The sequence below is a fragment of the Paenibacillus sp. OK060 genome (genome assembly GCF_900101205.1).
GTDB lineage: Bacteria > Bacillota > Bacilli > Paenibacillales > Paenibacillaceae > Paenibacillus > Paenibacillus marchantiae.
The window spans coordinates 436502-452440 of record NZ_FNFR01000004.1 but is presented as its reverse complement, the minus strand read 5'-3'; the positions used below and the strand labels follow the sequence as shown (position 1 = coordinate 452440).

General features: G+C 43.9%; 11 protein-coding genes. 2 read left to right on the top strand and 9 right to left on the bottom strand.

Translation table 11 applies throughout. The features are described from left to right. Nucleotides 1-88: 88 nt before the first annotated feature. Complete coding sequence (locus BLS14_RS17200; RefSeq protein WP_063564517.1) at nucleotides 89-670, bottom strand: TetR/AcrR family transcriptional regulator; 582 nt, start codon at nucleotides 668-670, stop codon at nucleotides 89-91. Between the two features lie 357 nt (nucleotides 671-1027). Between BLS14_RS17200 and BLS14_RS17195 the strand changes: the two genes are divergently transcribed. Beyond that, a complete protein-coding gene (locus BLS14_RS17195) occupies nucleotides 1028-2248 on the top strand; it encodes an MGDG synthase family glycosyltransferase (protein ID WP_090953114.1) in 1221 nt (406 codons plus the stop codon). Between the two features lie 277 nt (nucleotides 2249-2525). Here BLS14_RS17195 and BLS14_RS17190 read toward each other — a convergent pair whose 3' ends face one another. Together BLS14_RS17190 and thpR are read right to left on the bottom strand one after the other, a co-directional pair. Next, nucleotides 2526-3383, bottom strand: a complete 858-nt coding sequence (locus tag BLS14_RS17190; protein WP_063564519.1) for a cell wall hydrolase — start codon at nucleotides 3381-3383, stop codon at nucleotides 2526-2528. 130 nt (nucleotides 3384-3513) lie between these two features. Further along, a complete protein-coding gene (gene thpR / locus BLS14_RS17185; protein ID WP_090808044.1) occupies nucleotides 3514-4122 on the bottom strand; it encodes an RNA 2',3'-cyclic phosphodiesterase in 609 nt (202 codons plus the stop codon). A gap of 189 nt (nucleotides 4123-4311) precedes the next feature. Here thpR and BLS14_RS17180 point away from each other — a divergent pair, with 189 nt between their 5' ends. After that, a complete protein-coding gene (locus tag BLS14_RS17180; protein WP_090953111.1) occupies nucleotides 4312-5268 on the top strand; it encodes a D-2-hydroxyacid dehydrogenase in 957 nt (318 codons plus the stop codon). Between the two features lie 137 nt (nucleotides 5269-5405). Here the strand turns inward: BLS14_RS17180 and BLS14_RS17175 are convergent, their stop codons facing one another. The 6 genes from BLS14_RS17175 to htpG form a co-directional block, all read right to left on the bottom strand. Beyond that, nucleotides 5406-6380, bottom strand: a complete 975-nt coding sequence (locus BLS14_RS17175) for a TRM11 family SAM-dependent methyltransferase (protein ID WP_256336535.1) — start codon at nucleotides 6378-6380, stop codon at nucleotides 5406-5408. A 44-nt stretch (nucleotides 6381-6424) separates the two neighbouring features. After that, nucleotides 6425-8137 (bottom strand): methyl-accepting chemotaxis protein, encoded by a 1713-nt coding sequence (locus BLS14_RS17170; RefSeq protein WP_176854578.1) that lies wholly within the window; start codon nucleotides 8135-8137, stop codon nucleotides 6425-6427. A gap of 362 nt (nucleotides 8138-8499) precedes the next feature. Then, entirely contained in the window at nucleotides 8500-9495 is a 996-nt protein-coding gene (locus BLS14_RS17165; protein ID WP_240321366.1) for an LLM class flavin-dependent oxidoreductase, read from the bottom strand. 30 nt (nucleotides 9496-9525) lie between these two features. Next, nucleotides 9526-10941, bottom strand: coding sequence for a deoxyguanosinetriphosphate triphosphohydrolase family protein (locus BLS14_RS17160; protein ID WP_063564524.1), 1416 nt, complete (start codon nucleotides 10939-10941; stop codon nucleotides 9526-9528). A gap of 609 nt (nucleotides 10942-11550) precedes the next feature. Next, complete coding sequence (locus tag BLS14_RS17155; protein WP_176854574.1) at nucleotides 11551-12801, bottom strand: hypothetical protein; 1251 nt, start codon at nucleotides 12799-12801, stop codon at nucleotides 11551-11553. A gap of 691 nt (nucleotides 12802-13492) precedes the next feature. After that, nucleotides 13493-15373, bottom strand: coding sequence for a molecular chaperone HtpG (gene htpG / locus BLS14_RS17150; protein WP_063564526.1), 1881 nt, complete (start codon nucleotides 15371-15373; stop codon nucleotides 13493-13495). Between the last annotated feature and the right edge of the window lie 566 nt (nucleotides 15374-15939).

The following is a 15939-nucleotide window of genomic DNA, read 5'->3' as shown; positions in this document are numbered from 1 at the left end:
TAGAGCAAAAAAACAAACCTGTCTCTCGACAAGCCTCACTGCCTGTAATCGTATGACTAACCCATATTATAGTAAGAATAAATTCGGGTTACGTTGCTGCAGCAATTCCTTCCATTAAGAAAAGGCGAAAGTAATTCTTGATTTCCTCTTTGCTCAGCGGTTCGTGTTGCTTGCTCCAATCTGAGGTGAGGGCAATGTACAAACGAATCATCATAAAAGCTACTACCTGTGGATCACACTCACGAATCTCTCCGTTGTCTCTTGCCTTCTCAAGCTCCCGAGCCAGAAAATCGGAGATGACTTTCTCCACTTTCTCCAAACCTTCCTTGGCCTGAAGAGTTCCAAAATCCTTAAGCTCCTGGGACAATTTAACCAGCAAATCGTGATCACGACGAAACTCCAGCAATGAATCTAGTACACGAAACAGATTATCAAAAAAAGCACTTTCCTGATGAACTTCACGATGAGCAATGTTTTTCATTTCCTGGATTACTTCCACCAAAATCTGATCAAACAATTGTTCCTTATTCGTAAAGAACGTGTAGATCGTTCCCTTGCCAACATTCGCAATCTTCGCTACCTGATCCATCGTGGTTGCCTTGTATCCAAACATGGCAAAAGACTGCGCAGCTGCATGAATGACCTGCTGTCTCCTGTCAATCGGAGCCATCATATCCCTCCTCGTTTTCGTTGATCGTCCTCTTTAAATGACCAAAAATACAATTCGGTCATTCGGTCAAAATTAAGATTACCACTCTCATCATCAGATTGCAACCCTAACATTAAAAAATTGTGTTAATTTTTTTTAACCGAAATGCAGTGGAAACTGCTTCTATCGTCGTCTATAGTGTATGATGACTTCAATAACACGGATAAAGACGAAGTTTTGATGTATCAGAACATTAACTATAGTGTAAATATGTAACGAATGAACATGATTTTCCGCTTCGCTGTATATTCTTGTAGTAATGCAACGTGCGGTATAACTGTGAATGTTAAATTTAAATTGATGAATAAAGGTGAACTCATGCGAAAACCAAGAGTGCTCTTGTTATCCGAAGGTTTCGGCACCGGTCACACCCAGGCCGCCCATGCGCTCGCAAGCGGCATTAAGAAAGTCAGTCCACATGTGCATAGTCGGGTCATTGAGCTCGGCAAATTTTTAAATCCAACCATGGCTCCGCTTATTCTGTCCGCATACCGCAAGACACTAACCGTTCAGCCCAAGCTGGTCAGTCTGCTGTATCGGACACAATATAACAAATCACTAAACGGATTTACGAAACTGGCCTTGCACCGGATTTTCTATACACAGACGGCTCAAGTCGTATCCCAATTGAAACCCGATGCCGTAATCTGTACCCATCCATTTCCGAATGCGGTCATCTCACGGCTGAAACGTCAGGGACTTAATATTCCACTATATACGCTGGTCACAGACTACGACGTACATGCAACGTGGATTAATCCCGAGGTCAACAAATATTTGGTATCCACACCTCAGGTAAAGGCTCTGCTTGAGATCAGGGGTGTTGAACCCTCTCGCATCCAAATCACCGGTATTCCTGTTCATCCTGACTTCTGGGAAGCAGGAGACAAGGTAAGCCTCCGACAGGAAATGGGGCTTCAGAACATGCCCACTGCTCTGCTAATGGGTGGCGGGTGGGGTCTTTCCTTTGATGAAGAGCATATGAAGGCCCTCACATCATGGGCGGATCGTGTACAGCTGCTGTTCTGTCTGGGAAGCAATGAGAAAATGATTGCCAAGCTGAAGGAAATGTCCTGCTTCCAACATCCCAATATACGCATTCTTGGGTATACCCGTGAGGTCAGCAAACTAATGGACGTATCCGATGTGCTCATTACGAAACCAGGTGGTATGACTTGTACAGAAGCATTGGCTAAAGGCCTGCCGATGTTATTCGTACCTCCATTGCCGGGACAGGAAGAAGAGAACTGTGAATATTTTGTACAAGCCGGATACGGCCAAGTCATTCACTCTGCTGACGTTATCGCCAATCGCTTCAGACATTTGTGTGAGCAGATCTATGCACCACGTGAAGCTGAAAGCCAGCTGAAATCAGTCCACAAACCAGGGAGCAGAAACACCTACGATCCAACGTGTTGTGCCCAGGCTGTCCATGATTTATTGTTCCCGGCTACAGCGGAAGTCACATCCGTACCTAAGGAACGCCTCACAGCCGGATTTGGGGCAACTTCGCTGTCAGGTACCCGAATCCCATTCTAGCAGCTCTATGACCCCTTATAGTCGTTCTACGAGGATGTTTTATCTCTTAAGGACATGCATAAAGAAGGTTCCCCTCCAATGATCCGGAAGGGAACCTTCTTTTATTTCATTCATATATACGTATGATTTGCTGCACAAAAGGGTAATTTAAATAACAAACTCTCATCACCAATGAAATTAAAAACGACGAAATAAAACTGCATTACAGGGCTTTTCAAGGTCTATGTAGCAAATACATAGTTAACTACCCTGCCTGTTTGCAGAATTTACAGGTCAATTACTTGTAAAAAGTATGATGCCCGATCGTTTTTACTTTTTTCTGGGAGCGAGCCACTGTCAGATCATCCGCAAGCGTCAATGACAAGAAATAATACGTATCATCGGCGACTTCCTTTTTCCCATTCAACGCTGCATTAACTGCCTTGATACTGTCCTCATTAGGAGTAACACGTTTCAAGCGCCCGTTCGCAACAGGACTGAATTGAGATTTCTGGTAGATTACTTTGTAAATGGTATCAGGAAAATTGGCTGACCGCAGCCGGTTTAAGACAACATTGGCAACTGCCACTTTGCCTTCGTACGGTTCACCTTCCGCCTCTGCCATGACGATTTTTTGCAGCAGAAGCAGCTCTTTATCGGACACACTGTATGACCAGGTTGCAAGTTTCGAGTCTTCCTGGTTCAGGAGTTTGGTCCGTGTAAAGTAAAGTTTTTGGGGGGGAGTCGTAATTGCAGCTAACGCTTTGGCATGCTCAATCTTGGCCAATTTCAGAGCAGCTTCTTTCTTCGCTTTGGCCGCAGCTGCAGCTCGGGCCGCATGTTTAGCCTTGGCTTCTTTCTGTTCCTGCTCTTCTTGGGCAGCCGTCAGCCAGTTCTTGGCCGGGAGCGAATTGGTCCAGTTATCAGTCTGAATAGACGCATCAGTAGATAGACTTGTCCCGTCTTCCATCATTCGCCTGTCTCCGCTAAAAGAATTTTCGCTATTTTCTGCAGATGCCGCAAGTTCGGTCATCTGTTTGCTATCACTTGCCTCATTCCACTTACCAGTCGCCTGAACGACGTTAGCCCCCACTATACATACAAGCAGCACAGATAACATCGGTGCCACCCAACGATTCTTGCTTATAATATCCATTCGAAGATTCCTCCTGTCGAAACAATTCCCTAATCTAAGTAACCACAAAAAAAGAATTTGAATAACGATGGCTAATATTACATAGGGAATAACGTAATGTCAATGTGATTTTATGTCATATCAATGAGTTTCAGGAAAAAGAAAACGTATCCACAACCCCATACATCGGCGCCTGACCTGGCTGTGTCACATAAAGCACAAAATCTTGCACCATCCAAGAATTAACACTTAAAAATTGCCCTGGAAGCACTTTAAATATCCCTTTATCTTCATTTCCTGGGTCCTGACCCAGAAATTTACGCGCAATCGTAATATGAGGAGAATAAGGTCTTAATTCGGCCTCGAATCCAAGGGAGGAAGTTGCGTCGACGATCCGTTTTTGCAGAAGATGAAGTTGATCCGTTTCTCCTTCAACACCTTTCCACAGCACCTTTGGCGCCTCTTCCAAACCGAACGTTCCCCAACCGGATAATTGCAGTTCAAAAGGCTGGAACCCGGCCGTTACCGAACGCAGCGCTTTCCGAAGTTGTCCAATGTCACTAACAAGGATATCTCCCAGAAATTGCAATGTAATATGATAATCCCGGTAGTCCGTCCATTTGCGAAAATCTAGCTTTCCTTGCACCTGTTCCGCAGACATCCGAAGTGAATTCTGAATATGTGCAGGCACCCGGAGTGCAATAAATAATCGTTCCCGTCGGGATGGAAGATCCGTATGTGAATGTAAATAGTTATTCATGGTATACACCTCATCTAAAGTTCGTTTTATTATTTCACAGTCGTCTCTATGGTTTCAAGCTGGTTAAGTATAGAGTGACACAATTTTTGGGATTTGCACAAGAGGCTGTATTCCTGCCTTTTACGCACATCACCTTCTTTTCTGCTACACTAATACCACAACTTATTTCAATTCAGGAGGCCACTAACTATGGGTAAAATTGTATGTTTTCCATCCCTGTCGACAAAGCAGCAACAACGTATTCTGGATGCAGCACCAGGTTATACACTTACGGTTGGCAAAGCCAAAGAGATTGACACATCGGAGTTAAAAGAAGCCGAAATTATCTTAGGCTGGTCTCCTCTGGTAACTGAACATGCACTTGAAGAAAATAGCCCATTGAAATGGGTTCAGGTCTGGTCCGCAGGTGTGGACAACCTTCCTTTCTCAGATTTGGAACAAAAAAGTATATTGGTAACCAGTGCTAATGGCGTACACGCCATTCCCATTACCGAAATTATTCTGGGCATGATGTTGTCCCACAGCCGCTGGCTCAGACAAGCAATGCTGCACCAGCAGCAGGCGGAGTGGAAATCCCCAGGCAAACCACTTCCTGAACTGCATGGCAAAACAGCGGTTATCGTCGGCGTGGGGGAGATTGGATCAGAAACTGCGCGCATTCTCAAAGCACTGGGCATGAACGTCATTGGGGTTCGGCGCTCCGGAAAAGACGTTCCAAATGTAGACCAAATGTACAATATGTCCAGCTTACACGAAGCACTAGGGCAAGGCGATTACGTTATCAATATTTTGCCACTCACAGATGAAACCCATCATATCTATAATCAGACTGCATTTGAGCATTTCAAATCCGGTTCCTGTTTCGTCAACGTGGGACGTGGCCCAAGCGTGAATACGGAAGCTCTGCTGGGTGCACTGGACAGTGGACAGGTTGCCTTTGCTGCACTTGACGTATTCGAGGAGGAGCCGCTCCCTGCCGACCATCCACTATGGGGTAAGGATAACGTCTTGATTACGCCGCACATTGCAGGCAGTACAGAGCAATACACCGAGCGGGCACTTGATATTTTTGTTCAAAATTTGGAAGCATATATCGCCGGAAAAACCCTCCCGCTCAATCTGGTGAATTATAGTCATAAATACTAAAAATGCTAGATGTTCCTATGTGAAATTGTACAAATTCATGTAAGGTAGTTTCCCTACGAAAATCAAAAACCTCCGTACCGGAAAATGGATTTTTTCCGGTACGGAGGTTTTTTTCAGTTATTTTCAGCGCAGTCGTTCTAAGTGCATAGCCAAATGTGACGTATAAACGTACCTTTGCTCACCGTTCGATACTGGTCGATGTTCCATCCGGCATCCAGAATGTGCCCCTCCACCCATTCGGTGGAAACGATCACTGCCCGTCCTGCAAGTCTCTTCAAACTGGTCAACATGGCAAGTTGTTCCTCATCCGGAAGAACAGAACAGAGATTATATGGCATGTCCAGAATAACTGCATCGTAGAAACCTTCCAGATCATTCATATCCCCGAGGGTAATTCTGGCTGAATCATACCCATAATGAGGAAGATTAATGCGAGCACCCTGTACTGCCAAAGGGTTCAAATCATTTCCTTTGGCCTCAATTCCCATCGACAATGCCTCAATTACAACGGTTCCCATTCCGCAGCATGGATCGAGCAACTGATGCCCCTCCACTTGCGGAATAGCAATATTGACTAACGCTCTGGCTAACGTAACACCAAGGCCTGTGGAGTAATTTTGCGGCTTCTGATGATGGGTTTGCCACGAGCGATCGGCTTCTGTCCATTGACCGAAGAGCCATTTTCCATTCAATAGCATTAGTCCAAAAGTCACGTCAGGCTGTTTCATCATAGCTTTGCCTTGAATGCACATGCCCAGCTCTTTTTCCAGCAGACGGGAATGCGCATAATCCGGCATGTCATCGCCCTCTTTCAAGCAGACAACCTTGAACGTTTCACCAGATGACAGGTCGATTTGTGAAGCGACAGGTTTCAGACCTGCCACTGTATCCGCTTCGGCCGTCACATCCAGTCTGCCCCGGACAAACGGACTTCTACCTGGTGGAATGCAAATATTGGAGCAAACATAGGCGTGATCTCCTGAACCAATATCTGTCCCAGGAACGAGCATCGTTTCCAATTCCAATTCACATAGGGCAAGTTCATTCTCATGGCAAGCGAAGGTATATACGTAACTTCCGACAACTGAATCTTTGCTGTTCGTAGAGCTCAATATGGTAGCCGTCCTTCATGTTTCTTCTATTATAAGAAGAGGTTTTATATTTTTAATTTTTCAATGGAAGAAAGCAGATCCTCGGACAGATCTTTTAGGGATTGAATATTGCCGCTAATCGTTTCCATTGAACTCACCTGTTCTTCGGCTGACGCTGACACTTCCTCAACACTTGCCGCGGATTCCTCTGACACTGCCGAGATTTGTTGACTGAAATCATTCATGCGTCCGCTCGCTTCCTGCATACCTTCCAGACCATCCGTCATTGTACCAATGACTTGAACCATACCCTCTACCGACTCATTAATGGTACGGAACAGATTGCCGGAATTACGTACTTGCTGCTGCCCTCGTTCTGTTTCCAGTACACCTGTTCGCAATTCCTCAACAACACCCTGAGAATCCTTCTGGATATCCTCGGTGATGACGGTAATCTCTTCTACAGAAGTCCGAACGGCTTCGGACAACTTCCGCACTTCTGCTGCAACAACTGCAAATCCGCGTCCACTCTCTCCTGCACGGGCAGCTTCAATGGAAGCATTCAATGCGAGCAGGTTGGTCTGGCGCGCAATGTCATGAATAACTTGAACCAACTGCGATATATCTTCGTTTTTGCGGTCCAGCTGTTCCATCTTGTTCATGGAAGAGGAAACTGCGCCAGCAATCTGTAGCATTTGGTTCACGGATTGCTCCATGGACTCGCGACCTGTCTGTCCTTGTTTCAGAATCAGTTCTGACATCAGACGAAGCTGATTCCCCTGTTCCGAATGTTGCTGAATATTTGCGTTCAGCCCCTCGACGGTACGGGCGGATTCAACAGCCGTTTCCGCCTGACTCTCCGCCGCTTTTGCCGACTCTTCCATCGTTATGGCAATTTGGCGACTGCCGATCTTAACCTCTTCAGAGGAAATGGCCAGTTCGCTGCTTTGACGATTGACGGCCTCAGCGATTCGTCTGACATTCAATACCATCGAGGTCAGATTACCTTTCATGTCATTCACGGCTTTGGCAAGTACACCAACTTCGTCTTCATGTTTGGTATGTATGTCCTGGACATTCAATTGACCTTCCGCAATCAGTTTCACGGCACTGATCACCCGAAGCAGCGGTTTAACGACTTGTGAACGGATAATAGGGATCGCAATTGCTGTAATGATAATCATCACGAGAACACCAATGACGATAATGATTCGGCCATCCTGGACGGATCTGATCGTCTGAGCCGCAGAGAGATCGGACTGCTCCTGATTGTAATCTACCAGATAGTCCAGATGGACTTGCATGGCATCGAAGGAGGCCGCCCCTTTTTCAGATACTTCCTTAGCCAGTTGTTCCTGACCTTCATCACTCAGCTTGATGGATTGCGTGTTGATTTTGAGGTAAGCTTCCCACTTGGTCTTTAATGCTTCCCAATGTTCTTTTTCTTCAGCCGTCTTTTGCTGTTGATCATATATTTTAATAGCCTGAGCCGTTTCGCGAATGTATTTGGTGCGCTCTTCAGCAAGGTCCGCTTTGGCCCCTGCCTGTGCATCAAAGTGACGATAGCTCAATGACAGAATATGTTCTGTTGTATAATTCAATCGGTTAATCTGCTGGATGGAGGGCATCCAGTTATTGGTGATCATATTCGTGTTTTTTTCCATCGAGTTCATTTGTGTAACAATCGTGACACTAAGAAGAATTAAACAGAGGATTAATAGATAGAACGCAATGCTGATACGCAGACCGATACTCTTGATCCTGAATCTGCTGAACATGTGATTTCCCCCTTGTGCCCATCTTCGGCCACTTCCGTATTTTAGGTTCTTTTGTCGTTGTTTTACCCTTCTTTTGGCATCTTGCAAAACACTCTTTTCTATATTATATCTATAGGAAAAGAGACGTAAAGTATTATAACATTCTTTTGTTTTAGTCATGCTTTATTTTGTAAAATCTTGTGATTATTTCACATCATCTGTTGAACGGAATCGAAGGATGTAAAATTAAGACTAAAATGAAGCAAAAAAGAGCTGCAGCATACGGCAAATATCCGATCTGCAGCTCTTACGATTTGACTCCATGCAGATGGCGGGTATGAAACCAGCCATTCTTTGTATCATAACGACTAACAGTCGCCCTCTTATGCGTTCGCCAGTAGCTTGTAAGAGGCCAACCTTCGCTCGTAATCCGGTCCAGTTGTCACCACAAGCAGCCGATCCGTATTTAGCCTTTGGCACACCTGCTGCAACTGATTCCAGACCTGTTCAGGTGTACCGGCGTAATGTCGATGTACTTCATTCTCATTGGCATCGGTATCGGCGTTGGCGCTGGTACTTGTGTTGATGTTGTCAGATTGCGTTGGAATCTCTTTCCCAACAGCTCTGCGTTTCTCCGCCATTTCGCGGCTACAGGACAACGCTTCTTCCTGCGTCTCCGCACACAGCACACTTACAGCAACCATAACCTCCGGCTCTTTCCTATTGGCGCTGGGGATAAAGCCCTCCCGATAACGCCGCACAGCCTCCGTACCATCCGCATCACTCATGAATTGTCCGAATACATACCCCATACCGAAGCGAGCGGCAAACTCAGCACTCTTCACGTTGGTACCCAACATCCATAAGGATAATGGAAGCTCCGGAATCGGACGGGCCGTCACCGGATGTTCCTCATAAGTGTAACGATCTTCCAGCAGTTCGGTCAGTGCAGCGAGCGACTCAGGCAACTTGGACACATGTTGCAAGTAATTGCCACTCAAGGCCATCGTTGCATGGGGACCTCCCCCAGGAGCACGTCCCAAGCCTAACTCAATGCGCCCCGGGTATAGCGCCGCCAATAGTCGAAACGACTCCGCTACCTTAAGCGGGCTATAGTGAGGTAACAGTACGGCACCGGAGCCAAGCTGGATCGTGTTCGTTCGCGCGCCAATATGGGCAAGCAGCACTTCCGGTGATGCTGATGCAAGTTCGTCCATGTCATGGTGCTCCGATGTCCAGTACCTTGAATAGCCCCATGCTTCAGCATGCTGCGCAAGTCTAACGGATTGTTGCAGCGCCTGTTCTGCTGTGGCGCCGTTCAACCTTGGAACAAGGTCAAGTACGCCCAGATTGTATTTTCCACTGATGTTCGCACCCAAGCGTCTCATCTCCCTTCGTCTCGCTTATCTCTAATCCAGATCGTAGATGGAACCGACCTTGAGACCATAAAGTTCATTGTAGATTTTCTCGGCAAAAGCATCCGTCATCCCGGCAATATAATCAATCACCATATGCTCCCAAGTCCAGATCGGATTCGCCTTCGCCTGATCCTTCTCATAGCGTTGCAGCCAATCGGATGGAATAATGGATTTAGACGTTTCCGGGTCAAGGAAAGCATCCCACAGACGCTTGATCATCCATTCACTGCGCTTTTGCAACCTCTGCACACGAAGGTCACGAATCATGGTCACCCAGGCAAAGCTCTTAAGCACACTCACCGTGCGCAGCATATCGAGATCCTCGGCTCCTTCACGGACAAACGTCACCTTTTTCCAGTCTCCGTTATCAATAACCCCCAGGCTAGCAACAAAAAGGCTGACCCAGTAGGCCTTGACCTCACGGCGGGTACGTGAGTAATCATGCTCGCAGAAAGGCATCTTTTCATTCCAGATGCGCAGGAACGAAGCGAGGACTTCTTCGACTTTTTTCCCAATCGCTTCCCTTGTCCATCCGTTCCAGAACAGATCCTCCAGTGTGGTAATCTTATCCACAATCAATCGATTGATATGTGGATCTTGCAGGAAATGCTCGTGTACTTCGATTTTACCTGCCTTAATGCCATCTTCCAGATCATGTGCGGAATACGCAATATCGTCGCAGAGGTCCATCAGCTGCGCTTCAAGTGTCTTTTTGCCAGCAGGAATGTTCCAACGATCGCGAATTTCGCGGATATACTGCCATTCATGATGATACATGCCTTTCTTGCTCTCCGTACCAGGATACGGGTACTTATTGATGCCCAGCAGCACCGCATCCGACAGGTTTAACCCATCGATATCTTCCCGTTTTTCCAAATACATAATGAGACGGAAGTTATGCGCATTACCTTCAAAGTGCTCATACTTCCGCTTGAGCTCTGCACGAATTTCCGATTCCGGTTGAGGTGATTTGGCCCCGCGATTTTTCTTCATGATTTTCTTGACCTCTGTGTTGATGAGATCATCGAGGATGCCATCCAGCACTTCTTCCCCTTTATGCCCAAAAGGCGGGTGACCGAAGTCATGCGCAATCGCGGCACACTCCACCACTTCCGAATCAATAATCAGTCCGGGGCTGTCCGCCTGGTTCAACTCCACCTCCGGGTAGCGACGCAGCAAGCTTCTTGCTGCTTCTCGCGCAATCTGCGCCACCTCCAGGGAGTGGGTCAATCGTGTGCGATAATAATCGCCCGTTCCTGCGCCAAACACCTGCGATTTGCCTTGCAGCCGACGAAAAGTCGGTGAATGTATCAGTCTGGAATAGTCGCGCTCATAGGCTGCACGAGCCCCGTCCAGTTTCGTTAGTTCAGGGTATTGTCTATGTTCTCTCAGATCGTTCCATTGCATGTTGATCACTCCTAGCCGACTGTCTCTATTTTGAGTGATTATACACATATTCTGCAGTTTCGAAAAGCAAAACCTGTCTGCGATTGTCATCTCTTCTCACATCAACTTGTGATGCACAGTCGTCTTCTCTTATTATACCCTGCCAGACTATCATCCGTGCACCTAAATGATAATGATATAAAATGAAATCACAATTTACTCAAATTTTCTCAGCTCTAAAAATCGCTAAAATCGAAAGGGCAAACGATTTGGAAATAGCTGCATGCCTGAGGGCTTTCACGATGTGAAGCGTAGAAAAAAGTTTAGAAAAACGAGGTTGTTTGGACAAGGAATGTTGTTGTAACATAGGTTTATACACCTTTCTTTTCATGGTTGCTCAATACTTCCATGAATCAAAGAAGCGAGGTGTTTTTTTGTCAATAGAAGTAACTGTATTGAATTCTTACTTACGCCTTTAAGGGTTTAAGTTAACATTCTAGGTGCGAAAGTTGAATTAATAAGTACAACGTATTCCATTGATTAAATTCTCTAAAAAAAAGTTCGGTAAAGTATCCCTCAAAGAATGAGAAATCTACTTTACCGAACATTTAATTCTAAGTCCCTACATATTCACATTACTTTTGATGATTGAAATTTTGCGGGATTCAAATTATGAAGAATAGTTGATTTTTTTTCTCTAGCTAGCTGATTGTAACTTATCCCCAAAAATAACCATGTAGTCAAGTAGGAAAATTCCGGGACGGATATCATTAAGGAGACATAAATTATTAGCAAAGAAATTTTAAGACCATCATTAAAATAGTTTCTCTTTAATTTGAACATTGGATATAAGAAAAATATACTAAAGAAAATAAATCCAAATATACCGCTATTAACCAATAATGTTGAGAAAAAATCGGTTGAGCGAACATATCCAAATCCAAGCCCGAACAACTTATTGAAAAATGGCATATGAGAAAAATATTCTAGATGTGTGAACATAGAAGAGGATCTTTGATTTCCAGAGTGGGAATCAATCTTATTAAATAGTAAGAATTCAAGAACAGATGCAACCCTTTTATAATTTAGGATAACTAAAATTGTGGAAAAATATATTAGTATTTGACAATACCTATCTTTTAAATGATAACGCAAAACTCTATAGATGAAATAAATCAGTATTCCTAAAAATGCGGTTGATGAGGTAGATAAAATTAATGCTATTAGCATGGGGATATGGAATAAAGGTTTGCGTAAATGTATTGCGAATACCCAGAGAGGTAATACAGTTAGCGCGAAAGCGCTTGGCTCTCCTGTTAGACTCTTCATTCTGAGTGTGTTTATTCCAAAAGCATCAGTTCTCTGACTCATGCTCCCCAATCTAGGATCACCGTTAATATCTAAAGCAAATACTCTGTTACTTAAAAAGTCTCCAGTTGTTCCAAATACTAAATAATAAATCCATTCGTAAAACCCATAAATAAGAAATATAGAAGTACCTATGAATATGTACTTATTCCACTCTTTCTTGTAAAAATACTTAGTGTAAAAGCAAATTATTGAAGCAGCAATAAGATATATGGATTGAGTAAATAGGCTAGTTCTTAAAAATACATGCCCATTTTCGTTAACTAATATAACATTGTGCACAAAGTTGTAGTCATATCCTTCATTCATTTTGAATAAGACAGTTAATTGTGCTAAACCGTTAAATAGCGTTAACACGTAAACGAAAATAATTATATCTCTATAAAAATAATTTGTTACCTGTTTAACTTCCATATTGTTTTTGAATTTTAGACTAATAGCAAATAAAAGCACAAAAACAACTGATAACAAGGATAAAAGTAACCCCGGCGTGGTTCCTGGATTTGAAGGCATTAAAACCCAAGAATTTATAGGTAAAACAACGGCCCAAATTTTAAAATAATTATCAAAAGGTTTAGGTGCGAATAATGCTTTAATATACTTTCACCTCTCAACATCGCTTTTGATACAAATTGTATCACGGCCAACAGTTTGTATCAATGCCAAAGTAATTTTTCAGTAAAAAATAGTTCCATTCATTTTTTTGAAAATTACATCTGGAGGAACCATTATTTATAACAAATGACTTATCTACATAGCTTCATTTTGTTATTATCACGAATTGTAAAATGAGGTACGACAGTTCCACTATGAAAGTTCATATTCAGACAATTCAAATACATGAAATATTATTGCTTAATGTGCATCGGCGGCCGTTCCGGTTACGGATCGTTCTTCCGATCATTTTTTGTCTCCAGAATCAATTCCATCCCTTCATTACTTCCGCTGTTTCTTATTAACAAATCTTGATGTCATTTATTACTTCAATGATTCTCTGTCTCTCACGTCCCTCCCCTGAGGTAAGATACAATAAAAAAAACCGACAGGAAGGAAATACCCTGTCGGAGTGCAGATGGTGGTTGCAAGGGTTAGGCCGTTGCAGGTTACAGAAGAACTCTACCGTACCTTAAACCCTTACGTTACGTAAAATGTTGTAATCCTGCTTTCTTATTACACCGGTTGTATTACTGCAGTATTGCGGATTTTAGACCATAACCTTGCAGATATCGTTGGTGAACTCTACCGGGTCTTGAATTGGTAGTCCTTCGATCAGCAATGCTTGATGATACAGCAAGCTTGTGTAAAGGCTTAGTTTTTCTTTATCCTGTGCGAATGCGTCTTTGAGGGATTTGAAGACATCGTGATTTACGTTGATCTCCAGCACTTTATCTGCCTGTACATTTTCACTGTTCGGCATGGCTTTCAGGATTTTCTCCATCTCAATCGTCAGCTCACCTTCAGTGGACAAACATACTGGGTGGCTTCTCAGGCGTTTGGAAGCTTTAACAGCTTTTACTTTGCCGCCAAGCTGCGCTTGCATCGCTTCGAACAACTCTTTGTTGTCGTTGTCCTGTGCGTCCGTCTCTTCTTTGTCTGCACTGTCCTCGATGCCCAGGTCACCGCTGGAGATGGATTTGAATTCTTTCTCTTTATAATTCGTGATCATCTTGATTGCAAACTCATCAATGTCGTCGGTGAAGTACAATACTTCATAACCTTTGTCGAGTACACCCTCGATCTGTGGCAGCTTCTCAATCCGTTCAATGGATTCACCGGATGCGTAGTAGATGTACTTCTGATCTTCCGGCATTCTGGAAACGTACTCGTCCAGACTAACCAATTTCTTCTCTTTGGAAGAAGAGAACAAAAGCAGATCCTGCAGGGTATCCTTGTTCACGCCATAGTCGCTGTATACGCCATACTTCAGCTGACGGCCAAACGCTTGATAGAATTTCTCGTAATTCTCACGCTCGTCCTTGAGCAAGCTTTGCAGTTGGCTCTTGATCTTGTTCTTGATGTTCTTCGCAATCAGGCTGAGTTGACGGTCATGTTGCAGCATTTCACGGGAGATGTTCAGAGACAGATCCTCGGAATCGACCATACCTTTTACAAACCCGAAGTAATCTGGCAGCAAATCACCGCATTTATCCATGATCAATACACCATTAGAGTACAGTTCAAGCCCTTTTTCATACTCTTTTGTATAATAATCAAACGGTGTGTTCTCCGGAATAAACAGGATCGCATTATATACCACTGCGCCATCAGCGCTGATGTGCAAGTGTTTGAGCGGTTTATCAAAACCGTAGCGTTTTTCCATATAGAAGTTGTTGTAGTCTTCTTCGGTCAGTTCGCTTTTATTTTTACGCCAGATCGGCACCATGCTGTTCACGGTTTGCTCTTCTTTGTACTCTTCGAACTCGTTCTCCGTACCCTCTTTTGCACGCTGACCTGTCACATCCATCTTGATTGGGTAACGAATGAAGTCGGAGTATTTCTTGATGATGGATCTCAGGCGGTACTCTTCCAAAAATTCGTCATACGAATCTTCTTCGGTATTTTGTTTGATTGTCAGGACAATTTCCGTACCCACGGAATCTTTCTCGGCTGGAGAGATCGTGTATCCGTCCGCACCTTCGGATTCCCATTTCCATGCTTCGTCGCTGCCCAGCGTTTTACTCGTTACCGTCAGCTTGTCCGCCACCATAAATGCGGAGTAGAAACCAACCCCGAATTGTCCGATGATGTTGTGGCCGTCTTTGGCTTCATTCTCTTTCTTGAACGCCAGCGAGCCGCTCTTCGCGATAACGCCCAGATTGTTCTCCAACTCTTCCTGCGTCATCCCGATTCCTGTATCGGTCAGTGTGAGCGTACGGTTCTCTTTGTCGATAGTGAGCTTGATATAGTAGTCCTCTTTGTTGAAGACGAGTGTGTCGTCCGTCAGTGCTTTGTAATATATTTTGTCAATTGCGTCACTGGAGTTGGAGATCAGTTCTCTCAAAAAGATTTCTCTTTGGGTGTAAATGGAGTTGATCATCATATCCAGCAAGCGTTTGGATTCAGCCTGGAATTCTTTTTTAGCCATGAATGTGTGTCTCCTTTCAAATTGGGGATAGAATGAATTGGTTGAATATAGAAAGTAAACCTTTGAATACTCCCATGCAGAATATTACGTTACTAGAAAAGCCTTCAATCGTTTTGATACCTAGATTTTTTTGATTCACTCAATCGTTCATTTAAAATAAGTGCATGATTTTCTGCGGTCTAGCCGTTCCGGTTACGAATCGTTTTTCGGATCGCTGTTATCCCCGAATTTCTTTGATTCCCTTTTTGAAAAGGGAGAAATTCAGTGATAAAGGCGAACGCTTCGCTTCCTCCAAATCGATTTCGTCCCCTCCACTACTTTTGCATCTGATCAGGAACTGATTTTAAACATTGAGATTTTCTCAATTGAAAATCTATTGATCAATCTTTCGCGTGCCAGGCCTTTTCTAGCTCATTCCATTCTCATATCCTATTTAAAGTTAACTTAATCCATATTCAAAACACAATCATTCCATATGTAGTCGTGTATTAAAAACATCATTTGTTAGCACTCTGATGATCGGAGTGCTAAACCCTTCCTTTTATATAACATATGGCAAAATTGGG